General features: G+C 68.7%; 23 protein-coding genes. 18 read left to right on the forward strand and 5 right to left on the reverse strand.

All coding sequences use genetic code 11. From position 1 onward, the window contains the following. Positions 1–9: 9 nt before the first annotated feature. A complete protein-coding gene (locus BST13_RS00490; protein WP_083159521.1) occupies positions 10–1,422 on the reverse strand; it encodes an MmgE/PrpD family protein in 1,413 nt (470 codons plus the stop codon). Between the two features lie 82 nt (positions 1,423–1,504). Between BST13_RS00490 and BST13_RS00495 the strand changes: the two genes are divergently transcribed. Then, positions 1,505–2,299 (forward strand): GntR family transcriptional regulator, encoded by a 795-nt coding sequence (locus tag BST13_RS00495; RefSeq protein WP_083159523.1) that lies wholly within the window; start codon positions 1,505–1,507, stop codon positions 2,297–2,299. On the opposite strand, the gene BST13_RS00500 is transcribed toward BST13_RS00495, so the two are convergent. Beyond that, positions 2,296–3,120 carry an enoyl-CoA hydratase/isomerase family protein gene (locus BST13_RS00500; protein ID WP_083159525.1) on the reverse strand — a complete coding sequence of 275 codons (825 nt, stop codon included), beginning with the start codon at positions 3,118–3,120 and terminating at the stop codon, positions 2,296–2,298. The genes BST13_RS00495 and BST13_RS00500 overlap by 4 nt on opposite strands. Before the next feature lie 45 nt (positions 3,121–3,165). Continuing rightward, positions 3,166–4,026: a PfkB family carbohydrate kinase gene (locus BST13_RS00505; protein ID WP_083159527.1), complete on the reverse strand. Its 861-nt coding sequence runs from the start codon at positions 4,024–4,026 to the stop codon at positions 3,166–3,168. Between the two features lie 73 nt (positions 4,027–4,099). On the opposite strand from BST13_RS00505, the gene BST13_RS00510 reads away from it, so the two are divergent. From BST13_RS00510 to BST13_RS00555, 10 genes are all read left to right on the forward strand, one after another. Further along, the gene (locus tag BST13_RS00510; RefSeq protein ID WP_083159529.1) at positions 4,100–5,359 is read left to right on the forward strand and encodes a glutamate-5-semialdehyde dehydrogenase; all 1,260 of its coding nucleotides are present in this window, start codon (positions 4,100–4,102) and stop codon (positions 5,357–5,359) included. A 19-nt stretch (positions 5,360–5,378) separates the two neighbouring features. Further along, complete coding sequence (locus BST13_RS00515; protein ID WP_083159531.1) at positions 5,379–6,254, forward strand: AAA family ATPase; 876 nt, start codon at positions 5,379–5,381, stop codon at positions 6,252–6,254. Continuing rightward, positions 6,254–7,699 carry a vWA domain-containing protein gene (locus BST13_RS00520; protein ID WP_083159533.1) on the forward strand — a complete coding sequence of 482 codons (1,446 nt, stop codon included), beginning with the start codon at positions 6,254–6,256 and terminating at the stop codon, positions 7,697–7,699. The genes BST13_RS00515 and BST13_RS00520 overlap by 1 nt, the downstream gene beginning before the upstream one ends. Positions 7,700–7,772: 73 nt before the next feature. Continuing rightward, positions 7,773–8,444, forward strand: a complete 672-nt coding sequence (gene nadD / locus BST13_RS00525; RefSeq protein WP_281254699.1) for a nicotinate-nucleotide adenylyltransferase — start codon at positions 7,773–7,775, stop codon at positions 8,442–8,444. After that, a complete protein-coding gene (gene rsfS / locus BST13_RS00530) occupies positions 8,441–8,818 on the forward strand; it encodes a ribosome silencing factor (protein ID WP_083159537.1) in 378 nt (125 codons plus the stop codon). The genes nadD and rsfS overlap by 4 nt, the downstream gene beginning before the upstream one ends. Then, positions 8,815–9,483: a glucosyl-3-phosphoglycerate phosphatase gene (gpgP, locus tag BST13_RS00535; RefSeq protein ID WP_083159539.1), complete on the forward strand. Its 669-nt coding sequence runs from the start codon at positions 8,815–8,817 to the stop codon at positions 9,481–9,483. Before rsfS ends, gpgP begins: the two co-directional genes overlap by 4 nt. After that, positions 9,473–10,234 carry a diglucosylglycerate octanoyltransferase gene (gene octT / locus BST13_RS00540; protein WP_083159541.1) on the forward strand — a complete coding sequence of 254 codons (762 nt, stop codon included), beginning with the start codon at positions 9,473–9,475 and terminating at the stop codon, positions 10,232–10,234. The genes gpgP and octT overlap by 11 nt, the downstream gene beginning before the upstream one ends. A gap of 2 nt (positions 10,235–10,236) precedes the next feature. Then, positions 10,237–11,079 (forward strand): DegV family protein, encoded by an 843-nt coding sequence (locus tag BST13_RS00545; RefSeq protein WP_083159543.1) that lies wholly within the window; start codon positions 10,237–10,239, stop codon positions 11,077–11,079. A gap of 58 nt (positions 11,080–11,137) precedes the next feature. Then, positions 11,138–11,464 (forward strand): ArsR/SmtB family transcription factor, encoded by a 327-nt coding sequence (locus BST13_RS00550; protein ID WP_083159545.1) that lies wholly within the window; start codon positions 11,138–11,140, stop codon positions 11,462–11,464. Continuing rightward, positions 11,464–11,952 carry an SRPBCC family protein gene (locus BST13_RS00555; protein ID WP_083159547.1) on the forward strand — a complete coding sequence of 163 codons (489 nt, stop codon included), beginning with the start codon at positions 11,464–11,466 and terminating at the stop codon, positions 11,950–11,952. The genes BST13_RS00550 and BST13_RS00555 overlap by 1 nt, the downstream gene beginning before the upstream one ends. Before the next feature lie 13 nt (positions 11,953–11,965). On the opposite strand, the gene BST13_RS00560 is transcribed toward BST13_RS00555, so the two are convergent. Then, positions 11,966–13,018: an NAD(P)H-dependent amine dehydrogenase family protein gene (locus BST13_RS00560; protein WP_083159549.1), complete on the reverse strand. Its 1,053-nt coding sequence runs from the start codon at positions 13,016–13,018 to the stop codon at positions 11,966–11,968. A 153-nt stretch (positions 13,019–13,171) separates the two neighbouring features. Between BST13_RS00560 and BST13_RS00565 the strand changes: the two genes are divergently transcribed. The 5 genes from BST13_RS00565 to holA all read left to right on the forward strand — a co-directional run bounded on the left by BST13_RS00565 (position 13,172) and on the right by holA (position 18,564). Continuing rightward, on the forward strand, positions 13,172–14,017 hold the full coding sequence (locus tag BST13_RS00565; protein WP_083159551.1) for an SPFH domain-containing protein: 846 nt from the start codon (positions 13,172–13,174) through the stop codon (positions 14,015–14,017). 70 nt (positions 14,018–14,087) lie between these two features. Next, the gene (locus tag BST13_RS00570; protein ID WP_142282698.1) at positions 14,088–15,140 is read left to right on the forward strand and encodes a hypothetical protein; all 1,053 of its coding nucleotides are present in this window, start codon (positions 14,088–14,090) and stop codon (positions 15,138–15,140) included. An 89-nt stretch (positions 15,141–15,229) separates the two neighbouring features. Further along, positions 15,230–16,048, forward strand: a complete 819-nt coding sequence (locus BST13_RS00575; protein ID WP_083159555.1) for a ComEA family DNA-binding protein — start codon at positions 15,230–15,232, stop codon at positions 16,046–16,048. Next, on the forward strand, positions 16,045–17,562 hold the full coding sequence (locus BST13_RS00580; RefSeq protein WP_083159557.1) for a ComEC/Rec2 family competence protein: 1,518 nt from the start codon (positions 16,045–16,047) through the stop codon (positions 17,560–17,562). The genes BST13_RS00575 and BST13_RS00580 overlap by 4 nt, the downstream gene beginning before the upstream one ends. Positions 17,563–17,601: 39 nt before the next feature. Then, the gene (gene holA, locus BST13_RS00585) at positions 17,602–18,564 is read left to right on the forward strand and encodes a DNA polymerase III subunit delta (protein ID WP_170064243.1); all 963 of its coding nucleotides are present in this window, start codon (positions 17,602–17,604) and stop codon (positions 18,562–18,564) included. 10 nt (positions 18,565–18,574) lie between these two features. On the opposite strand, the gene rpsT is transcribed toward holA, so the two are convergent. Further along, positions 18,575–18,835 (reverse strand): 30S ribosomal protein S20, encoded by a 261-nt coding sequence (rpsT, locus tag BST13_RS00590; protein ID WP_083159561.1) that lies wholly within the window; start codon positions 18,833–18,835, stop codon positions 18,575–18,577. A gap of 230 nt (positions 18,836–19,065) precedes the next feature. Here rpsT and BST13_RS00595 point away from each other — a divergent pair, with 230 nt between their 5' ends. Beyond that, positions 19,066–20,691 (forward strand): circularly permuted type 2 ATP-grasp protein, encoded by a 1,626-nt coding sequence (locus BST13_RS00595; RefSeq protein ID WP_083160026.1) that lies wholly within the window; start codon positions 19,066–19,068, stop codon positions 20,689–20,691. Between the two features lie 9 nt (positions 20,692–20,700). Then, on the forward strand, positions 20,701–21,678 hold the full coding sequence (locus tag BST13_RS00600; RefSeq protein WP_083159563.1) for an alpha-E domain-containing protein: 978 nt from the start codon (positions 20,701–20,703) through the stop codon (positions 21,676–21,678). Positions 21,679–21,685: the final 7 nt, after the last annotated feature.

The raw sequence follows: 21,685 nt of genomic DNA on the forward strand, positions 1-21,685 counted from the left end.
GTTGGCCTTTCAGTCGAGTGCGCCGGACACCGGGGCGGCCAGCAGGTCGGTCAAAGTGGTGATGTCGTCGAGTTCGTCGAGGCCGATGACGGCGTCGGCGATCGCCGTGGCTCGTGCCGGATCGGTCACCCGGTCGGCCAGGGCGTGGAACTTGGCGAGCAGTTCGGCGTTGCTCACGGGATCGTCCGGGGTGCCGTGCGGCCGGTGCACGGTGGCCGTGTGCACGGCACCGTCGGACGTGGTCACGGCCACGGTGGTGCCGAAGCGCTCGGTGATCGGGGCCTCGGTGAGCGTCGGGTCGAGATGTACCGACGTGACGCCGATCAGCCGCCAGATGTCGTCGGCGTCGAGGCGCTGCGCGGTGAATTGCTCGGGCAGAACCGTCCCGTCGAGCAGGGCCGCCGCGGTGGCATAGCCGATGTGCATCTGCGCGCCGATGGCTGTGAGTGGGCGCTGCGGCGGCCACCACCCGTGCTTGTGGACCGTCTCGCCCACGGTGATGTCCACCCGGGCGATATCCGCTGCGGGCACCGCAGGCCGCAGCGCGCGGGCGGCTTCGATGGCCGCGTGCAGTCCACCCATGGCCGCGTACGACTTGACCATGATGATCCCTGTCTCCCAGTGCTCGCCCAGCCCACGGGTGAGCGCAGCGGGCTCAGGGGCGTGTCCTTCGCCGAAAACCGCAAGGAATCCGCCGTATTCGCGTTCGAAGACGCGCTTGATGCCGGTGTACCCAGCTGCGGCCAGGCCCGCGGCATAGAAGCCGTTGCGGGCGGCGAACCCGTGCTGCATGCGCTTGCCCATGGCCTCGTACTGGGCTGCCATCAGCCCACCGGACTGGGTGGCGGCCAGGCCGAGCGCGTCTTCGAGTTGGGCTGCGGACAGGCCCCGCAGCCGGCCGGATGCCATCGCAGCGGTGTGGGTGCCGAACACCGGACCGGAATGCCAACCGCGGTCGAGCATCTCGGTTCCGTGCAGGGTGTAGCCCACGCGCGGGCCAACCTCGAACCCGGCGATGGCCGCCGTCAGCACGTCGGCGCCGCAGGCACCGCCGACCAGCGCATCCGTCGACAACAACGCCGGGATCACCAGCGAGCAGCTGTGCAGCGGCGCGATCGGATGGAAGTCGTCGAGTTCGAAGCCCTGGATGAACGTGCTGTTGAGCACCGTGGCGGCGGTGGGGCTGGTGGTTCTGCCGGTGCCGATGACGACCGCGTCGCCGGTCGCCTCCATCGCCATCACCGCGTCGGTCGCCAGCCGCGACCACGGCAGCTGCGCACCGACCAGGGCGCACCCGATGCCGTCGAGTAGCAGGTACTTCGCGCGCTGCCGGACGGGTTCGGGCACCTGGTCAAGGGACAGGCGGGCCACCCATCGGGCCAATGCGCCGGTAGGTCCGAACGGGTCGGTCGGGTCGGTCATCGCTGCTCCCTGACACTGTCGTACTGTTGTTATGAACATATAACAACTAAAGGCCGACCACCGCAAGCGCGGGTGTGCGAGCATGGGGCACGTGGGCGAGGTGAGCGACCGAAGCGGGCCGGTGACTGCGACGGCGGGGGTTCCGCTGCACCGCCAGTTGTTCCTGGTCCTACACGATGAGATCGCCCGCGGCGCACTGCTTCCCGGCGACCCGCTGCCCACCGAACAGTCGCTCGGCGAACAGTTCGGCGTATCACGCATCACGGTGCGGCGAGCGCTTGCCGACCTCGCCGAGCAGGGCTACATCGAGCGTCGGCATGGCGTCGGATCATTTGTCCGCCAACATGATCCGGGCCGTGAGGCGGCCTCGGGCGGGACCTACCTCGACGAGCTGCGCCAGGTCCAGTTCGAGACCGATGTCGACGTCGTCGAACTGGGCGTCGAAGCGGTGCCGCCGGCGATCGGTGCCCGGCTCGGCCGCGACGGCGACATGCTGCATGTGCTGCGCGTGCGACGCGAACGGCGGACCCGCGAACCGTTGATGGTGACCGACGCGTGGCTGCCCGCCGACCTGGCAGGCGTTGTCACGGCCGAGGCGCTGGCCGGCGCCGCGCTCTACGACCTGCTGGCCGATGCCGGGGTGGTGATCGAGCGGATGGACCACGAATTCACCGCGGAGGTCGCCGGGCCACGTGCGGCGCGGCTGCTCGACACGGCCATCGGATCCGCCTTACTGCGCGTGAACCGCGTCGCACATGCGGACGGCCACGCCCACCACTATCTCTCGATCACATTGTCGCCCAACCGTAGCCGTGTGCTGATCAGCCAGCCGGGGGAGAACTTCACCGTCGCGCACGACGTGAGCCGACGCGACTAGAGCCGGCCCTCGGCACGCAGCTGCGGGTGGACCCACTCCGGTGAACGGCGTTCCTTGAACGCCCGGAACCCCTCGGCGGCCTCGGCCCCGCTGTAGCTGGCCTTCATGCCGATCCGGTCGTAGAGCCCCAGGTAGTTGTCGAGGCTCGACTTCACCACTCCGCGGGCCCGCGGCGCCGTCCGGCAGCACTGGCCCAACACCTCACGGGCCGCGTCCGCCAGTTCCTCGTGCGGAACGACGCGCGCGACCATGCCCCAGTCCACGGCCTCGGCGGCCGACAACGTGCGCCCGGTGAACATCAGATCGCGGGTGCGCACCGGCCCGATCAGCCGGGCCAGCATCTGGCTGTAGTAGGTGTCGGCGATGCCGCGGTAGAGCTCGGGCACCCGGAACGTGGCACGATCACTCACCACGGCCATGTCGCTGCAGATCGCGATCTGCAGCCCACCGCCCTGACACAGCCCGTTGACCGCACTCACCACCGGCTTGACCGACTGGCGCAGCGTCTCGAACGGTGTGACGTCCATGGACAGCGCTGCGCCGAAGCTCATCCAGTCGTCGACGCCGTCGCCGCCGCCGAGGTCACCGCCCGGCGCGAACACGTCGCCGGTACCCGTGATGAGCAGGCCGGCCAGGTCGGGATCGGCCTCGACGTGGGTGACCGCATACCGGATGCCGAAGTACATCGCCGGGGTCATCGCGTTGCGCGCCGCGGGACGATCGAGGGTGACGACGCCGAACGGCCCCTGCCGCTCGAACTTCAGATAGGGCGTGCCGAGCCAGTCGCCTTCGGGAGGTCGCGGGGTGTGTCCCGATGTCATGAGTGCCGACTATAACGGCAACGGTATCGGCTTCAGTTCGTCGCCTCAGCGGGCCAGTATCGCGTCGATGTCAGCCCCGGTCGGCGCGCAGTCACCTGCGCCGCGCACCAGCGTCGCCAGGGCGCCTGCCGCACACGCGCGGCGCAGCGCGTCCTCGAATCCCGAGCGCCAGTCGGCGGCCAGCACGCCGGCGAAGACGTCGCCTGCCCCGGTGGTGTCCACCGCCCGGACGGCCGGCGCGTGCACATCGAACCGCTCGTCGGCGCCGATGTAGCTCGCCCCACGCGAACCGCGCGTGATCACCAGATGGTTTACCGGCCAATGCCATTCGGAGGCTTCGGATTCGTTGACGACGACCACGTCGACCACCGCGGACAACGCCAAGAGGTCATGGGCTCGGGTCCCCGTCGGTGACGCGTTGAGCATGACGACCGCACCCGCCGTCCGCGCGAGCCGGGCCGCGGCGATCGCAGTTGCCGGCGGGATCTCCAGTTGCAACAACACCACCTCGGCGGAGGTGATGGCCGTGCGGGCGGCCGCGGACTTGACCTCGACGTGCGCGTTGGCGCCGGGGGCCACCACGATGCTGTTCTCGCCGCCGGTTTCGACGACGATGGCCGCCGACCCGCTGGGCCCGGGCACGGTCGCGACCGCGTCCAGGTCGACGCCGTTGGCCTCGAGGTGGGTGCGCAGGGTGTCCGCGACCGGATCCTCGCCGAGTGCGGCGACGAGACTCACCGAGGCGCCCGCGCGTGCCGCGGCGACCGCCTGATTACCGCCCTTGCCGCCCGATGCCGACGACAGCGACGACGCCAGCACGGTCTGACCGGGTTTGGGCAGAGCCGGCACGGTAAACGTGAGGTCCGCATTGACGCTTCCGACCACGCACACCCGTGAGGACGCCATAGTCGACAACGCTAAACCAGTCGGGCGCTGACACGTGTCGAGCTCTCGTGAACACCTCCGATACCCTGGGACGATGAGTGTGCAGACACCCGCCGTGAGTGCGCCGACGCAGGATTTGCGGGAGCAGGTGCACGAGGCTGCCCGGCGTGCCCGGGTCGCGGCACGCACCCTGGCCACACTGAACACGGCAACCAAGAACCGTGCGCTGCACGCGGCGGCCGACAGTGTGCTGGCCGGCGCCGACGCCGTGCTCGCGGCCAACGCAGGCGACCTCCAGGCGGCCCGGGACGCGGGCACGCCCGACGCGATGCTGGACCGGTTGGCGCTCAACAAACAACGCATCGACGGCATCGCCGCGGGCCTGCGCCAGGTGGCCGGGCTGCCCGATCCCATCGGTGAGGTGTTGCGCGGGCGCACGCTGCCCAACGGCCTGCAGCTGCGTCAGCAGCGCGTGCCGCTCGGCGTGGTGGGCATGGTCTACGAGGGCAGGCCCAACGTCACGGTCGACGCGTTCGGGCTGACGCTCAAATCCGGCAATGCGGCGCTGCTGCGCGGCAGTTCCTCGGCGGTGCGCTCCAACGAGGCACTGGTGCATGCCCTGCGCACCGCTCTGGTGGCAGAGGGGCTGCCCGTCGACGCCGTGCAGTTGCTGCCGAGCCACGACCGGGCCAGCGTGACGCATCTGATCCAGGCCCGCGGTCTGGTCGACGTCGTGATCCCGCGTGGCGGGGCCGGTCTGATCGACGCCGTGGTGCGCGACGCACAAGTGCCGACCATCGAGACTGGTGTCGGCAATTGCCATGTCTACGTTCATGAATCGGCAGACCTCGACCTGGCCGAGAAGATCCTGCTGAACTCCAAGACCCGGCGGCCCAGCGTGTGCAATTCGGCCGAGTCGCTGTTGGTCGATGCCGCCATCGCCGATGTCGCGGTGCCGCGGCTGGTAACGGCACTGCAGGATGCCGGTGTGACCGTGCACGCCGATCCTTCCGAGGACGAACTGCGCGCGGAGTTCCTGTCGATGGACATCGCGCTGGCGGTTGTGGACGGCATCGACGCGGCGATCGCTCACGTCAACGAGTACGGCACCGGGCACACCGAGGCCATCGTGACGACCGATCTTGCTGCGGCGCAACGGTTCACCGAGCGGGTGGACGCCGCCGCGGTGATGGTCAACGCGTCCACCGCGTTCACCGACGGCGAGCAGTTCGGTTTCGGCGCCGAAATCGGCATCTCCACCCAGAAGCTGCATGCCCGCGGCCCGATGGGGCTGCCCGAGCTCACCTCCACGAAATGGATCGTGTGGGGCGACGGCCAGACCCGCCCGGCCTAGACAACCAAGGGAGAACCACGTGAGCGTGCCCGCGCGCCCGGCACCGCTGTTCGCCGACATCGACGATGTCGCGCGGCGGCTGGCCGAAACCGGATACCTGCCCGATACCGCCACGGCCACCGCGGTTTTCCTCGCAGACCGGCTCGGCAAGCCGCTGCTGGTGGAAGGTCCGGCAGGGGTGGGCAAGACCGAACTGGCCCGCGCGGTCGCGCAGACCACCGGCAGCGAACTGGTGCGGCTGCAGTGCTACGAGGGCGTCGACGAGGCCCGCGCGCTCTATGAGTGGAACCACGCCAAGCAGATCCTGCGCATCCAGGCAGGGAGCGGCGATTGGGACCAGACCAAGATGGACGTGTTCAGCGAGGAATTTCTGCTGAGCCGCCCGCTGCTGACCGCGATCCGGCGCACCGACCCGACCGTGCTGCTCATCGACGAGACCGACAAGGCCGACATCGAGATCGAGGGCCTACTGCTGGAGGTGTTGTCCGACTTCGCGGTCACCGTGCCGGAGCTGGGCACCATCACCGCCGAGCGGCCGCCGTTCGTGCTGCTGACGTCCAACGCCACCCGGGAACTGTCCGAGGCGCTCAAGCGGCGGTGCCTGTTCCTGCACATCGACTTTCCCGATCCGGACCTGGAGCGGCGCATCCTGCTGTCGCGGGTGCCCGAACTGCCCGAGCACATCGCGTCCGAGCTCGTGCGGATCATCGGGGTGCTGCGGGGCATGCAGCTCAAGAAACTCCCGTCGGTCGCCGAGACGATCGACTGGGGCCGCACCGTGCTGGCCCTGGGGCTCGATACCATCGACGACGCGATGATCGCCGCCACCCTCGGCGTGGTGCTCAAGCACCAGTCCGATCAGCAGCGGGCTGCCGGGGAGCTGAGGCTCAACTGATGGCCTCTCGTCGGGTTCGACCGCCCCAGCCGCTGGCCCCGCACGGCCTGCCGGGGCATCTCGTCGAGTTCGTCGAAGCGCTTCGCAAGCAAGGCATTTCGGTCGGACCGTCGGAGACCGTGGATGCCGGTCGGGTGATGACAGTGCTGGGCCTGGGGGACCGTGAGGCGCTGCGGGAGGGCATCGCATGCGCGGTGCTGCGCCGCCCCGACCACCGCGACACCTACGACGCGATGTTCGACCTGTTCTTCCCGGCTGCGCTGGGCGCGCGGACCGTGCTGCCCGACGACGACGCGCCCGACGACCAAACCCAGCAGTTGCCGCCGGAGGATGTCGAGGCCATGCGGGCCGCGTTGGTGCAAATGCTCTCCGACAACGAGGATCTGGCCAGTCTGGACGACCGGTTGGCAGCGATGATCGCCCAGATCGTCGAAGCCTACGGCCGGTACACCTCGAGCCGCGGGCCGTCGTACTCGTCGTATCAGGCGCTCAAGGCCATGAGCCTGGACGATCTGGAGGGCCGGCTGCTGGCAGGGCTGCTGGCCCCGTACGGCGACGAGCCAACGCCCACCCAGGAAGAGATCGCCAAAGCGATGGCTGCGCAACGGATCTCGCAGCTGCGCAAGATGGTCGAAGCAGAGACCAAGCGCCGCACCGCCGAACAGCTTGGCCGTGAGCACGTGCAGATGTACGGCGTGCCGCAGCTGTCGGAGAACGTCGAATTCCTACGCGCCTCAGGCGAACAGCTGCGCCAGATGCGCAAGACCGTCGCGCCGCTGGCCCGGACCCTGGCGACCCGGCTGGCCGCGCGGCGGCGTCGTTCCCGAGCCGGCGAGATCGATCTGCGGAAGACGCTGCGCAAGTCGATGTCGACCGGTGGTGTGCCGATCGACGTGGTGCTCCGCAAGCCTCACCCCGCCCGGCCCGAGCTGGTGGTGCTGTGCGACGTGTCCGGCTCGGTCGCCGGTTTCAGCCACTTCACGCTGATGCTGGTGGCGGCCCTGCGTCAGCAGTTCTCCCGCGTCCGCGTCTTCGCGTTCATCGACACCACCGATGAGGTCACCGAGCTCTTCGGCCCGGAAGCCGACCTGGCGGTCGCGGTGCAGCGCATCACCCGGGAGGCCGGCGTGTACACCCGCGACGGGCACTCCGATTACGGGCACGCCTTCGTATCGTTCTTGGAGCGGTTCCCGAGTGTGCTCTCACCGCGCAGTTCGCTGCTGGTGCTCGGAGACGGGCGCAACAACTACCGCAATCCGCAAGCCGAGCTGCTGGCGCACATGGTCTCGGCGAGCAGGCACGCGCACTGGCTCAACCCCGAACCGAAGCACCTGTGGGGCAGCGGGGACTCGGCGGCGCCCAAATACGGCGAGGTGATCACCATGCACGAGTGCCGTTCGGCCAAGCAGCTGGCCTCCGTGGTCGACGGACTGTTGCCGGTCTGAGCAGCATCGCGCCCGTGTCACCGAAAACCGCCATTCAAGTGGTCGAACCACCCCTGCCGTAAGCTGGCTCCTCGTGGCTACACGGCGCAGGCTCGGTGTGATGGGTGGGACATTTGATCCCATCCACAACGGGCACCTCGTCGCCGCCAGCGAGGTGGCCGATCTGTTCGAGCTGGACGAAGTGGTGTTCGTGCCGACCGGTGAGCCCTGGCAGAAGCACGACCGGCAGGTCAGCGCCGCCGAGGACCGGTACCTCATGACGGTGATCGCCACGGCGTCCAACCCGCGCTTTTCGGTCAGCCGGGTCGACATCGACCGCGGCGGTCCCACCTACACCACCGACACGCTGCGCGACCTGAAGAAACTCAACGCCACCAGCGATCTGTTCTTCATCACCGGCGCCGATGCCCTGGCGTCGATCCTGTCCTGGCAGAACTGGGAGGACCTTTTTTCGATGGCGAAGTTCGTCGGCGTCAGCCGACCGGGCTACGAGCTCGACGGTAAGCACATCTCGGCGGCCCGCCAGGAGCTCCCACCCGACTCGCTGCAACTCGTGGAGGTGCCCGCGCTGGCGATCTCGTCGAGCGACTGCCGCCAGCGCGCCCAGGCCTCCCGGCCCATCTGGTACCTGGTGCCCGACGGGGTGGTGCAGTACGTGGCCAAGCGCGGCCTGTACAGCGCGGACGTCAGGAGCAAAAACGACCCAAGCGCCAACAGCGGCCACAACGGAGGGGGACCCCGATGACCGCCACGACTGACGCCATCGCGATGGCCGAAGTGGCCGCCCGCGCGGCGGCGGGCAAGCTCGCCGACGACGTCGTGGTGATCGATGTGTCCGGTCAGCTGGTCATCACCGATTGTTTCGTGATCGCGTCGGCGTCCAACGAACGTCAGGTCAACGCCATCGTCGACGAGGTTGAGGAGAAGATGCGGCTCGCGGGGTACAAGCCCGCCCGCCGGGAGGGCACCCGAGAGGGGCGCTGGACACTGCTGGACTACATCGACATCGTGGTGCATATCCAGCATCAGGACGAACGCAACTTCTACGCGCTGGACCGCCTGTGGCGGGACTGCCCGCAGATTCCTGTCGACCTGGATCACCAGGACTCCGCCGAATGAGGTTCCGTCGGCTCCTGCTGCTGCGGCACGGCCAGACCGAGTACAACGCAGGCAGCCGTATGCAGGGCCAGCTCGACACCGACTTGTCTGATCTGGGGCGCGACCAGGCTGCCGCCGCGGCCGAAGTGCTGGCGAAACGGCAACCGCTGCTGATCGTCTCGTCGGATCTCAAACGGGCGCTGGACACCGCCATGACGCTCGGGGACCGCGCGGGGCTTCCCGTACAGATCGATGAGCGGCTCCGCGAGACGCACCTGGGGGATTGGCAGGGGCTGACCCACCTCGAGGTCGACGCCGCGGCGCCGGGGGCCCGGGCGATCTGGCGTGATGACGCCCGGTGGGCGCCGCACGGCGGTGAGAGCCGCGTCGACGTCGCGCGGCGCAGCGTCCCGCTGGTGTCTGAAATTGTTGCCGCACAACATGAGTGGGGACTCGACGAGCCGGAGCGACCCGTGGTGTTGGTGGCCCACGGTGGACTCATCGCGGCACTGACCGCGGGGTTGCTGGGGCTGCCGGTCGACAACTGGCCGGTGCTCGGCGGGATGGGCAATGCCAGCTGGGTGCAGCTGTCCGGGCATTCCGCCGACGACGCGCCCTTCGACGACATCCGGTGGCGACTGGACGTGTGGAACGCGTCCGCGCAGGTGGCCAACGATGTCCTCTGAGCCCACGGCCGGTCCGCCCCACGGGCGCAGGCCGACGCTGTTGGTGTTCGCCGACTCGCTGTCCTATTTCGGTCCGACGGGTGGGCTGCCATCGGACGATCCCAGGATCTGGCCCAATATCGTTGCCGACCAACTCGGTTGGGATCTGGAGCTCATCGGCCGCATCGGCTGGACCAGTCGCGACGTGTGGTGGGCGGCCACGCAGGACCCACGGGCCTGGGCGGCGCTGCCGCGTGCCGGTGCGGTGATCTTCGCGACCGGCGGCATGGATTCGCTGCCATCACCGCTGCCGACGGCGCTGCGGGAACTCATCCGCTACGTGCGGCCGGCATGGCTGCGACGGTGGGCACGCGACGGCTACGGCTGGCTGCAGCCGCGGTTGTCTCCGATCGCCCGCTCCGCCCTTCCGCCCAACGTCACGGTCGAGTATCTCGAAATGACGCGTAACGCCATCGATTTCAATCGTCCGGGTATTCCCGTGGTGGCCTCTCTGCCCTCGGTGCACATCGCCGAGACCTACGGGAAGGCCCATCACGGCCGTGAGCCGACCGTGCAGGCCATCACGGCATGGGCCGAGGAGCACGATGTGCCGTTGGTGGATCTGAAAGCGGCTGTCGCAGACGAGGTTCTCAGCGGGCGCGGCAACCCCGATGGCATTCACTGGAACTTCGAGGCGCATCGCGCGGTGGCCGAGTTGATGATCAAGGCTCTCGCGACTGCTGGTGTCCCACAACAGAATTCCGCCGACTGACGATGGCTGTCGTGGTGGTGACAGACTCGTCGTCGCGGCTGCGGTCCGAACTGCGCGACGACTTGGCGATCCGACAGGTCCCGCTGCACATCCTCGACGACGGCACCGATCTGCGGGACGGCGTCGACCCGCTCCCGTACGACATTCACGACCGGGCCCGGGTGACCACGGCCGGCGCTTCCCCAGCGGAGCTCGCGGCCGTCTACCGGCAGGCGTTGGCCGACAGTGACGGCGACGGCGTTGTCGCCGTACATATTTCGGCGGCGCTGTCGAGCACCTACAGCTCGGCGGCGTTGGCGGCGCGGGAATTCGGCCACGCGGTGCGGGTGGTGAATTCGCGATCGGCGGCCATGGGGGTGGGCTTCGTCGCGCTCGCCGCTGCCCGCTCGGCCGGCAGGGGCGCCGCACTCGACGAGGTCGAAGCGGCGGCTCGCGCCGCGGTGCCGCGTGGGCACGCGTTCATCGTGGTGCATCGGCTGGACAATCTGCGTCGCAGCGGCCGCCTCGGTACCGCGGCATCCTGGTTGGGTACCGCGCTGTCGCTCAATCCGCTGCTGCGAATGGATGTCGACGGGCGCCTGGTGCTATCGCAGCGTATCCGCACAGTGTCGAAAGCCCATGCGGCGCTTGTCGATCAGGTGGTCGAGGTGATCGGGGACCGTCCGGCCGGCATCGCGGTGCACCACGTCGACAACGCCGCCGGAGCCGACGCCGTCGGCGCCACGCTCAGTGAGCGGCTGCCGCAGCTGGCGTCGCCGACGGTGACCGATATGGGGCCGGTACTCGGTGTGCACGTCGGTGCGGGCGCGATCGGGGTGTGCGTATCGCTCGATCCCGCCGAGTGAACCGTTAGTCGCCACTTACGGTTGACCATGCCATATCGGTAAGTCTAGACTTACCGATATGGCATCCGCTGCCGCTGTGCTCGATGCACTCGGGGATCGCACCCGCAGGTCGATTCTGGAGATCCTCCTGGAGGGGCCGACGGCGGTCGGGGCGCTGGCCGAGCAGTTGCCGGTATCTCGCCCCGCGGTCTCCCAGCACCTGCGGGTGCTCAAGGATGCCGAGTTGGTCGTGGAGTCGGTGGTCGGCACCCGTCGGCTGTATCGCATCGACCGGGCCGGGTTGAACGTGGTGCGCCACTACCTCGACCGGTTCTGGGAGACCACGCTCGACAACTTCGCATTGCTGGCGGAAGCCGAAGCCGAGAAGCGTCGTGAGGAGACATGATGGACACCCAATCAGCTGCTGAGCTGGAGGTCGTGCGGTCGGTGACCGTGCCGTTGAGCCGCGAGCGAACGTTCGAACTGTTCACCGCCCGGATCGGCGAGTACTGGCCGCGCGAGCACTCGATCGGCACTGCGCCCCAAGTCGACGTGACACTCGAACCGCACGCCGGTGGCCGGTGGTTCGAGCGTGGCGAAGACGGCAGCGAATGTGACTGGGGCCGAGTCGTGGCGTGGGAGCCGCCGAGCCGCGTGGTCCTGCTGTGGCAACTCGATGCCGACTGGAAGTTCAATCCCGACTTCGAAACCGAAGTCGAGGTGACGTTCACAGAAGTGGAACCGGGACGCACCCGACTCGATCTGACGCACCGCAACCTGGACCGCTATGGCGAGCGTGCCGGACAGATGCGGTCGGCCTTCGAATCGCCCGATGGTTGGACCGGAATCCTCGACCGTTTCGTCGGTCGCGCCGAGGAGATTGCGGCGCAATAAGTTTCGCTGCAGGTCAGCCCGCGAAGCGTCCTGTCACCGGCGGCAGGTCCTTGAGGGTGAGGATGCCCGGTGCGGCAGCGACCACGGCAGGCACCGCATTGGTCACGGGCAGCGCCGTGTAGATCATGCCCAGCCCGTTGAGACTGACCTCGCTCCAGTCCTTCGACGGCAGGCAGTACACGACGGTGCGCATGTTGGGCACGCCGAACACCTGGATGACGTGACCGTGCGCCACCGGCTTCGGCGGTGTGACGTGGTCGCCCATGATCCAGTTGAAGCCGACGCTGACCACGTTCTTGTCGCCGACCCAGCCGCGGTGATAGCCGTACACGCTGGCCACGGTGCCCTTGGGGATCTGCATGAACCCCAGATCGGTGTCGTCCGTGGCGGCGGTGAACTGCACGTCGAAGGTGATCCGGTCCAGGTCTGCGCCGATGGCATCGGCCATCATCGCAGCCGACTCGGCGAACACCTCGCTCTCGAGCCGCACACTCTCGGTCAGGCCAGGCGTCTCAGGGTCCTTGCCGAAGCCCATCGCGGCCATCGTTCCCGCGGACTCGTAGACGCCGCAGTCGACCGACTCGGTGATGCGGATCTCGTCGACGCGCTCGCACGCGCTGCTGAGCACCATGCCGACCATGTTGGTCAGACCCGGATGTGCGCCACTGCCGAAGATCGTGGAATTGCCTGCCTCGCAGGCCTTCTGGATGCGAGCCAGGTCCTCCGGCGCTTGTTTTCCGCCGGTGATCCAGGCTGCGCTGGAGCACACGTTGATCCCCGATTCCAGCAGTCGGACCAGGTCGTCGATGCTGGGCCAGATCGGGTTGTAGCAGCAGGCGTCCGGCTTGAGTGCGATCAGCTCGTCGATCGAGTTGGTGGCCAAGATGCCGGTGGGTTCCCGCCATCCGGCGAGCGCGGCGGCGTCGACGCCGACCTTGTCGGCCCCGTAGGCGTATACCCCGACCAGCTCCATGTCGTCACGGCCGATGATCGCGTGCAGCGAGCGCCTGCCGATGTTGCCGGTGGTCCACTGGATGACGCGGAGCGGTCGGGGCGTTGCGGTCATGAATCGTCTCCTCGATGAGCCTGCACTGGTGCAGTAGACACTATCGACGGCTGTGTTCACTCGTCGCCGTCTCCGGCAAGAACGCCCTGGCGGGTCGTGCGCCCGCGTCGCACAATCGGATATGGGTCCACAGTGACGGATCGAGGTCTGATCATGGACATGCTCTATTCCCTCGGGGCGGCCGGCGCCGTCGTTCTGATTCTGCTCTGGATCGGCGTCAGCAATATCCGCGTGGTCAAGCAGTACGAGCGCGGGGTGGTGTTCCGGTTCGGCCGGGTTCAGGACCAGGTCCGCGCGCCGGGCCTGACGATGCTGATCCCCGTCGCCGATCGGCTGCAGAAGGTCAACACGCAGATCATCACCATGCCGGTCCCGGCGCAGGACGGCATCACCCGCGACAACGTGACGGTGCGGGTCGACGCGGTGATCTACTTCAACGTCGTCGATCCGGTGCGCGCCGTGGTCGATGTGCAGGATTACATGTCGGCGATCGGTCAGGTCGCGCAGACGTCGCTGCGGTCGATCATCGGCAAGAGCAATCTGGACGATCTGCTGTCCAACCGCGAACACCTCAACCAGGGTCTGGAACTGCTCATCGACAGTCCCGCGTTGGGCTGGGGCATCCACATCGACCGGGTTGAGATCAAGGACGTGGTGCTGCCGGACTCGATGAAGCGCTCGATCGCCCGGCAAGCCGAGGCCGAGCGTGAGCGGCGAGCCCGCGTGATCACCGCCGACGGAGAACTACAGGCCTCCGAAAAGCTCGCTGCGGCAGCCGATGTGATGGCCGCCGAGCCCGCCGCGCTGCAACTGCGGCTCTTGGAAACCGTCGTCGAAGTGGCCGCGGAGAAGAACTCCACCGTGGTGCTGCCGTTCCCGGTCGAACTCCTGCGGTTCCTGGAGCGGGCGACGCCGCAGCCGCCCAGGGTGCCCGACGACGCACGCGGCATCGCGCTCGAAGAGCCTGTGCCGAACCGCGTCTCCGCACCCGGTACTTGAGTGTTGAACCATTGACCTTCGGCTGCCGTGTCTGGAAGGAGTGTCCGGACCACAACTCTTGGGAGCCGAAGTGTATGCACGTGTCCACTCAGCCGTTCTGTCCACCGTCACCGCCGCATCGATCGGCGCGGTCGTCATCGCCCCGGTTACCCCACCTGCGCAGGTGGTGGCGCCCCGCGTCGTCGGTGAGCAGGTCCGGCTCGCGGCCGCCCCTGCGTTCGGTGCCATCCCCATCGCGTTCCTGCAGAACCAGGCGACGTATTGCAGCCTGATCTGCCCGTTTGTGGTCCAGGGCGCGGTGACGGTGCCGCTCGGTGTGGTGCAGGCGCCGGGCGCGTTTCTGAATTCCCTGGGCGCCAACGGTTCTCTGACCCGCGCGATCGGGGCAGCGGCCGCGGCGGTGACCGGACCGGCCAACGCCGCGGCTGAGGGCATCATCCTCAACGACGTCTTCCATGTGGTGCCCAAGGCCTTCAACAACCTGGAAGTCACCGTGGTGCAGCTGTCGGACGTCGGGGCGGCGCTGCTCACGCCGGGCCAACTGCCAGGTGCGATCGACACCGCCCGGCAGACGATCCTCACGGCGCTGCATCAACCGTTGCCGCCACCCGATCCGACCCAGACCGGCGCCCACACGCTGCCGCAGGTGGTGGCGGTGGAGGCCATCAAGGTCAGTGCCGCGGTCGCCTTCCAGGCCGGTGAGCTGGTGCTGCTCGGCGTCGTGCAGACCGCGAACGCCGGCGCCCAGGAGCTGGCCGACACCGGCAATCCCGTCGCCGCGGTCGAGGCGGCCGCGACCCAGGCCGCCGATGTGGTTCATGTGGCCTCGACCATCGTCAAGGATTCCGTCGACACCGCGGTGGCCAACATCCGCGCCGCGGCCAAACAGGAGCTCCCCGCGGCGCATTCGGCCCGGCTCCCGGTCGCGCCACCGGCCACGCACGCGTCCGTCGCCGAGGTCAAGACCGGCGACGTCGTGAAGCCGGACAAGCCGCTGACGGCACGCTCCGTGACCGACCGGGTGGATCGCGTGGTGAAATCCGTTGTCGACTCGCACGCGAAGACATTGCACCTCAACAAGTCCGAATCGACGACCGACACCAAGGGGCGGCACGCCCGGTAGTTATCCACAAAGCTGAGTTCATCCACAGCCGGCGCACTTTCGGGGCCGCGGCGGGCCGATTCGTCCGTGCGCGTACCTACCGTCGTGGCATGCCCACCGAACTACCCGAGCAGCGGCTGCGCCGCCGGCTTACACCGGCCGACTCGGTTGCCGAGGAATCAGAGGCCGAGCGGGAGCCCGGTGCTCCGCCGGACAGTGCGCTGACCCGCTGGCTGCCCGAGGCCACATCCGACGGGCCGTCGGGGTGGCTGGCGGCCGCCCGGGCCGACCCGGGGCGAGCCGGGGTGGTGGGACTGGCCGTGGTCGGTGTGCTGGCCGTCCTGGTCACCGTCTTCACCGTCATCCGGGACAAGCCGCCGCCGGTGACGGCGGCGAATCTTCCTCCCGTGCAGATGGTTTCGTCAGCAAGCGCGACACCGAGCGCCACCGCCGGTCCGGTTGTCGTCAGCGTCGTCGGCCTGGTTCACAAACCGGGGCTGGTCACCTTGGATGCCGGCGCGCGCATCGCCGACGCCCTCGCAGCAGCCGGCGGTCCGCTCGACGGTGCCGATCTGGTCGGGCTGAACATGGCGCGCCGAGTCACCGATGGCGAACAGGTCGTGGTCGGAATCGCCGCGCCGCCCGGCAAGCCGACCACGATGGGCAGCTCGGTGACCGGCGGCAGCTCCGCGGCGTCCACCGCACCCGCGACGCCGTCGGCAGGCCAGGGGCAGGCCGGGCCGGTGGACCTCAACACCGCGACAGCCGAGCAGCTCGACGCTCTGCCCGGCGTCGGACCCGTGACCGCGGCCGCCATCGTCGCGTGGCGCGACACTCATGGCCGGTTCGGCAGCGTGGACCAGCTCGGTGAGGTCGACGGGATCGGCCCCGCACGCCTGGAGAAACTACGGCCGCTGGTCCGCGTGTGACCGCCGATGAACCCGAGGCCGAGATCGACCGGCTCGACCTGAGGCTGGTTCCCGCGGCCCTGGCGGCATGGGCCGTGACGGCCGCGGGCATCGTGTGGGGTATCGGAGGTTCGGTGCTCGCCGTGGGCGCCGCGACGGGCGTTCTCGCAGTGCTGACCCGGTTCGGCGGCCTGCGACTGGGCGTCGCCGCCGTCCTGGCCGTCGCGGCTGCCGGTGCCGGATTCGCCGTGGCCGTCGGTTTGCGGGTGCACCAGCAGCAGCACCACCCGATCACGGCCCGCTACGGTGGCGCGGCGAGCGTGGTCGTCGCCGCCACCGAGACACCGCGGGTCATTGCGGGCGGCCGGCTGATGTTCCGTGGTGCTCTTGCCGAACTGGACGGCCGTCCCGTCGCGGGTCGGGTGCTGGTCTTCGCCCCGGCCGGGGGCTACACCGAGATGACCGTCGGGCGTCCCGCGCGCTTCCGGGCCGCGATCGGTAGGCCGACGCGCCGCGATCTCACCGTGGCGGTGCTCACCGCGAGCGGACGACCGGCGCTGGGCCAGGCCTCGGTGGTGCAGCGGGCAGCCCAGCGGGTCAGGGCCGGCTTCGCCGAGTCGGCCCGGGCCGCCCTGCCCGCAGACCAGGCCGCGATGCTGCCGGCCTTGGCACTGGGGGACACCTCGACGGTGGACGGACAGACGACCGCCCAGTTTCGGATTGCGGGTCTGACGCATCTGACGGCGGTGTCGGGGGCCAACGTCACCATCGTGTGCGGTGCTCTGCTGCTGACCGCGGGACTGGTCGGGCCACGGGTGGCCGTCGGCATTGCGGCGCTCGGCCTGATCGGATTCGTCGTTGTCGTGCAACCGTCGGCCAGCGTTCTGCGTGCCGCCGTGATGGGTGCGGTGACGCTGTTCGCGGTGTTGATCCATCGCCGCCGCCGGGCCATCCCGGCTCTCGCGGCCAGCGTCGTCGTGCTCATGGTGGCCGCACCCGAACTGGCCGTAGATGCCGGGTTTGCCCTGTCGGTCGCCGCGACGGCGGGCATCGTGGTGCTTGCGCCGCTGTGGACCCGCCGGCTGGTGGCGCGCGGCTGGCCCCGTCCGCTGGCCGCGGCGGTGAGCGTCGCCGCCGTCGCCCAGTTGGTCACCGCACCGCTGGTGGCCGGGATCTCGGGCACGTTCAGTCTGGTGGCGGTCGCGGCGAACCTGGCGGTCGCGGCGGTGATCCCGCCCATCACCGTGCTGGGCACCGCGGCCGCGGTGATCGCGACGGTCTGGCCCGCAGCGGCTCAGCTGCTGATCCGGTTCACCGGGCCCGAGCTGTGGTGGTTGCTGTCGGTGGCGCGGTGGGCGTCGGCGGTGCCCGGCGCAGCGGTGCCCACGCCGTCAGGGTGGTTGGGGGTGGCGGTGGTGGCCGTCGGCGGAGTGGCGTTGGTGGTCGCGTGGCGGTGGCGCTGGGTGCGCCGGACCACGGCCGGCCTGGCCGTGTGCGCGCTGGCCTGGACGCTGTCGGACGCACTGCAAGCCTGACTGTCAGCCCTGTCGGCCCGGCGTGACACCATCATCGGCGTGAGCCAACAGGCCGAAGGGCTACACCTGGTGCTGGGTGACGAGGAACTGCTGGTCGAGCGTGCCGTCGCCGCCGTGCTGCGCGCCGTGCGCGCGCAGGCGGGGACCGACGACGTGCCGGTGGACCGGATGCGCGCCGGTGAGGTGAGCACGAGCGAGCTGGCCGAGTTGCTCAGCCCGTCGTTGTTCGCCGAACAGCGCCTCGTGGTGCTCGAATCCGCGGCCGAGGCCGGTAAGGACGCGGTGTCGCTCATCGCCGGTGCCGCTGCCGATCTGCCGCCCGGAACGTCGCTGGTGGTTGTGCACTCCGGCGGTGGCCGGGCCAAGGCCCTGGCTGATCAATTGAAAAAGCTTGGTGCGCAGGTGTATCCGTGCGCGCGTATCACCAAGGCGGGGGAGCGGGCCGACTTCGTGCGCCGCGAATTCCGGGAGCTTCGGGTCAAGGTGTCTGATGACACCGTCAACGCGGTCCTCGACGCGGTCGGGTCGAACATCCGCGAGCTGGCGGCGGTGTGCTCGCAGCTGGTGGCCGACACGGACGGCCAGGTCGATGTTGCCGCCGTCCGCCGCTATCACAGCGGTAAGGCCGAGGTGAAGGGCTTCGACATCGCCGACAAGGCCGTCGTCGGTGACGTGGCAGGCGCCGCCGAGGCGTTGCGGTGGGCGATGCTCGCGGGTGAGCCGCAGGTGGTGCTGGCCGATGCGCTGGCCGAGGCGGTGCACACCATCGCCCGGGTGGGGCCGCTGTCCGGGGACCCCTACAAGTTGGCCGGAGAACTCGGCATGCCGCCGTGGCGGGTGCAGAAGGCGCAGAAGCAGGCGCGGCGATGGTCGCGGGATTCCGTCGCCGAGGCGATGCGGGTGGTGGCCACGCTCAATGCAGACGTAAAGGGCGCAGCGGCAGATGCCGACTACGCCCTTGAGGCCGCGGTGCGCCGGGTGGCGCAACTCGCGGCCGGGTGAAGCGTGAAGCTCAGAGCTTGTTGAGAGCCAGGGCCAGCGCGGACTTCTTGTTCGCGGCCTGGTTGGCGTGGATGACGCCCTTGCTGGCGGCCTTGTCGAGCTTGCGGCTGGTCGACACCAGCAGCTCGGCGGCCTTTTCCTTCTCGCCTGCCTCGACGGCCTCACGGAAGCCGCGAATGGCGGTGCGCAGCGACGACTTCACCGACTGGTTGCGCAGCCGGCGACGCTCGTTGGTGAGGATGCGCTTTTCCTGCGACTTGATGTTGGCCACGTAGTAGTTCCTTCGTAATTCTCTAGCTGGGGTTACCTAAGTCTCTGCGGTACCCGCACAGCGGGCAGCGACTGTTCAGGGTACCAGCGCGGTACCCCAACTCCCAAAGCGGCGGCCGCCGGGCCCCGACCTGCCGCCATTGTTTTACCACGTCAACCTGCCTTTGGCCTGCCGAAACGGGCTACGTCGTTGGACGGCGAAAATGCGACAGGTGGTGCAGCATGTTCGAGATGAGCCTTCGCACAGCAGCCCGAGCCCGGGGAGCAGAGTCCGCTCCGACGGCGCGTGTCAGACATCAAGGCGTCTTTGACGGTTACAACCGGCTCGGGCGCTACGCCGCGGCGTTCGACGAGATGTTCGATGCCTCCGGCAACGTGCGTGGCCCGTACAAGGGCATCTATGCCGAGCTCGCTCCGTCAGATGCCTCCGAGCTGCAGGCCCGCTCGGAGGCCTTGGGTCGGGCGTTCATCGATCAGGGCATCACGTTCTCGCTGTCGGGCCAGGAGCGACACATCCCGATGGACCTGGTGCCGCGAGTGATCTCGGCGGCAGAGTGGTCGCGGCTCGAACGCGGTATCACCCAGCGCGTCAAGGCGCTGGAGATGTACCTCGACGATGTGTACGGCGAGCAGGAGATCCTGCGCGACGGAGTGATCCCGCGTCGGCTGGTCACCTCGTGTGAGCATTTCCACCGCGAGGCCGCGGGCATCATCCCGCCCAACGGTGTACGCATCCACGTCGCAGGTATCGATCTGATCCGCGACGACAAGGGCGACTTCCGGGTGCTCGAGGACAATCTGCGGTCGCCGTCGGGCGTGTCCTATGTGATGGAGAACCGGCGCGCCATGGCGCGGGTCTTTCCGAAACTGTTCGCCACCAACCGGGTGCGGGCCGTGGGTGATTACGCGTCCCACCTGCTGCGCGCGCTGCGCAATGCCGCACCGACCAACGTCGCCGACCCCACGGTCGCCGTGCTCACCCCCGGTGTGTACAACTCGGCGTACTTCGAACACTCGCTGCTGGCTCGGCAGATGGGTGCCGAACTGGTCGAGGGCCGCGACCTGTTCTGTCGCGACAACGTCGTCTACATGCGCACCACCGAAGGGGAGCGGCAGGTCGACGTGATCTACCGCCGCATCGATGACGAATATCTCGACCCCATGCAGTTCAAGCCGGACTCGATGCTCGGTGTCGCCGGCATCCTCAACGCCGCCCGCGCCGGCAACGTCGTGATCTCCAGCGCGGTCGGCAACGGCGTCGGCGACGACAAACTCGTCTATACCTACGTGCCCACGATCATCGAGTACTACCTGGGCGAAAAACCCCTTCTCGCCAATGTCGACAGCTACCGGTGCTGGCTCGACGACGAACGTGAGGAGGTGCTCGACCGGGTGGACGAGCTGGTCATCAAGCCGGTCGAGGGTTCGGGCGGTTACGGCATCGTGTTCGGGCCGGACGCGTCGGCCAAGGAACTCGCGACGATCACCAAGAAGATCCGCAGTAATCCCAGGGGCTGGATCGCGCAGCCGGTCATGCAGCTGTCCACCGTGCCGACTCAGGTCGGCAGCAAGTTGGCGCCGCGGCACGTGGACCTGCGGCCGTTCGCGGTCAACGACGGCAACGACGTATGGGTACTGCCGGGCGGGCTCACCCGGGTGGCGCTGCCCGAGGGCTCACTGGTGGTCAACTCCAGCCAGGGCGGCGGATCGAAGGACACCTGGGTGCTCGCGTCGCGCACGTCGGCAGCCGACCGCGAACTCGCGGCCGCCGAGGTGGTCCGGTCACTGCCCAGAGCCGCGAACGATCCGAAAAGCGATGGCGCACCGGTTGGTTCGTCGTCCCAACAGCAGCAGTAGGGGGCTGAAATGCTGGCGCGAAATGCCGAATCCCTGTACTGGATCGGGCGGTACGTGGAGCGGGCCGACGATACCGCGCGGATCCTCGACGTCACGGTCCATCAGCTGCTGGAGGATTCCAGTGTCGACCCGGACCAGGCCTCGCGGACACTGTTGCGCGTCCTCGGAATCGAGCCGCCCGCCGAGCGACTCGACATGTGGTCGCTGACCGACGTCGTGGCGTTCAGCCGAGACACCTACGGCGGGACCTCGATCGTCGGAGCCATTTCCGCGGCCCGGGAGAACGCCCGCGGCGCCCGCGAGGTCACCTCGACCGAGATCTGGGAGTGCCTCAACACCACCTACAACGGGTTGGCCGAACGGGAGCGGGTAGCCAGACGACTCGGCCCGCACCAGTTTCTGTCCTACGTCGAGGGCCGCGCGGCGATGTTCGCCGGACTGGCGGATTCGACGCTGAGCCGCGACGACGGCTACCGGTTCATGGTGCTGGGCCGCGCGATCGAACGCGTCGACATGATCGTGCGACTGCTGCTCTCGCGCGTCGGGGACAGTGGATCGTCGCCGGCATGGGTCACGCTGCTGCGCTCCGCCGGCGCGCACGACACCTACCTTCGCACCTACCGTGGCGCCCTCGACGCCGGTCGGGTGGTCGAATTCATGTTGCTGGACAGGCTGTTTCCGCGGTCGATATTTTATTCGCTGCGGCTGGCCGAGCACAGTCTCGACGAGTTGCAGAACAGTCCGCACAGCCGGGTGGGGGCGACGGCCGAGGCCCAGCGGTTGCTGGGCCGGGCGCGCAGCGAGCTGGAGTTCCTGCAACCCGGTGCGCTGCTGGAGTCGCTGGAGGTGCGGCTGGCGGGGCTGCAGAGAACCTGCCGGGACGTCGGAGAAGCGTTGGCGCTGCAGTACTTCCATTCCGCGCCGTGGGTGGGCTGGACCGACGCGGGCCGGGGCGGCGCGCTGGTGATCGAGGAAGGCGAAGTCTGACTGATGA

The organism is Mycobacterium aquaticum, from assembly GCF_002086485.1.
Lineage (GTDB): Bacteria > Actinomycetota > Actinomycetes > Mycobacteriales > Mycobacteriaceae > Mycobacterium > Mycobacterium aquaticum.

What these genes read in the sequence shown, in the direction of transcription:
- BST13_RS00595 (WP_083160026.1), top strand. Translation starts at nt 19,066, where the DNA reads ATGAGCCTTCGCACAGCAGCCCGAGCCCGGGGAGCAGAGTCCGCTCCG.
- BST13_RS00555 (WP_083159547.1), top strand. Translation starts at nt 11,464, where the DNA reads ATGGACACCCAATCAGCTGCTGAGCTGGAGGTCGTGCGGTCGGTGACC.
- BST13_RS00600 (WP_083159563.1), top strand. Translation starts at nt 20,701, where the DNA reads ATGCTGGCGCGAAATGCCGAATCCCTGTACTGGATCGGGCGGTACGTG.
- BST13_RS00560 (WP_083159549.1), bottom strand. Translation starts at nt 13,018, where the DNA reads ATGACCGCAACGCCCCGACCGCTCCGCGTCATCCAGTGGACCACCGGC.
- BST13_RS00505 (WP_083159527.1), bottom strand. Translation starts at nt 4,026, where the DNA reads ATGGCGTCCTCACGGGTGTGCGTGGTCGGAAGCGTCAATGCGGACCTC.
- gpgP (WP_083159539.1), top strand. Translation starts at nt 8,815, where the DNA reads ATGAGGTTCCGTCGGCTCCTGCTGCTGCGGCACGGCCAGACCGAGTAC.
- BST13_RS00575 (WP_083159555.1), top strand. Translation starts at nt 15,230, where the DNA reads ATGCCCACCGAACTACCCGAGCAGCGGCTGCGCCGCCGGCTTACACCG.
- BST13_RS00510 (WP_083159529.1), top strand. Translation starts at nt 4,100, where the DNA reads ATGAGTGTGCAGACACCCGCCGTGAGTGCGCCGACGCAGGATTTGCGG.
- BST13_RS00520 (WP_083159533.1), top strand. Translation starts at nt 6,254, where the DNA reads ATGGCCTCTCGTCGGGTTCGACCGCCCCAGCCGCTGGCCCCGCACGGC.
- BST13_RS00565 (WP_083159551.1), top strand. Translation starts at nt 13,172, where the DNA reads ATGGACATGCTCTATTCCCTCGGGGCGGCCGGCGCCGTCGTTCTGATT.
- BST13_RS00545 (WP_083159543.1), top strand. Translation starts at nt 10,237, where the DNA reads ATGGCTGTCGTGGTGGTGACAGACTCGTCGTCGCGGCTGCGGTCCGAA.
- BST13_RS00500 (WP_083159525.1), bottom strand. Translation starts at nt 3,120, where the DNA reads ATGACATCGGGACACACCCCGCGACCTCCCGAAGGCGACTGGCTCGGC.
- BST13_RS00550 (WP_083159545.1), top strand. Translation starts at nt 11,138, where the DNA reads ATGGCATCCGCTGCCGCTGTGCTCGATGCACTCGGGGATCGCACCCGC.
- rsfS (WP_083159537.1), top strand. Translation starts at nt 8,441, where the DNA reads ATGACCGCCACGACTGACGCCATCGCGATGGCCGAAGTGGCCGCCCGC.
- octT (WP_083159541.1), top strand. Translation starts at nt 9,473, where the DNA reads ATGTCCTCTGAGCCCACGGCCGGTCCGCCCCACGGGCGCAGGCCGACG.
- BST13_RS00490 (WP_083159521.1), bottom strand. Translation starts at nt 1,422, where the DNA reads ATGACCGACCCGACCGACCCGTTCGGACCTACCGGCGCATTGGCCCGA.
- BST13_RS00495 (WP_083159523.1), top strand. Translation starts at nt 1,505, where the DNA reads ATGGGGCACGTGGGCGAGGTGAGCGACCGAAGCGGGCCGGTGACTGCG.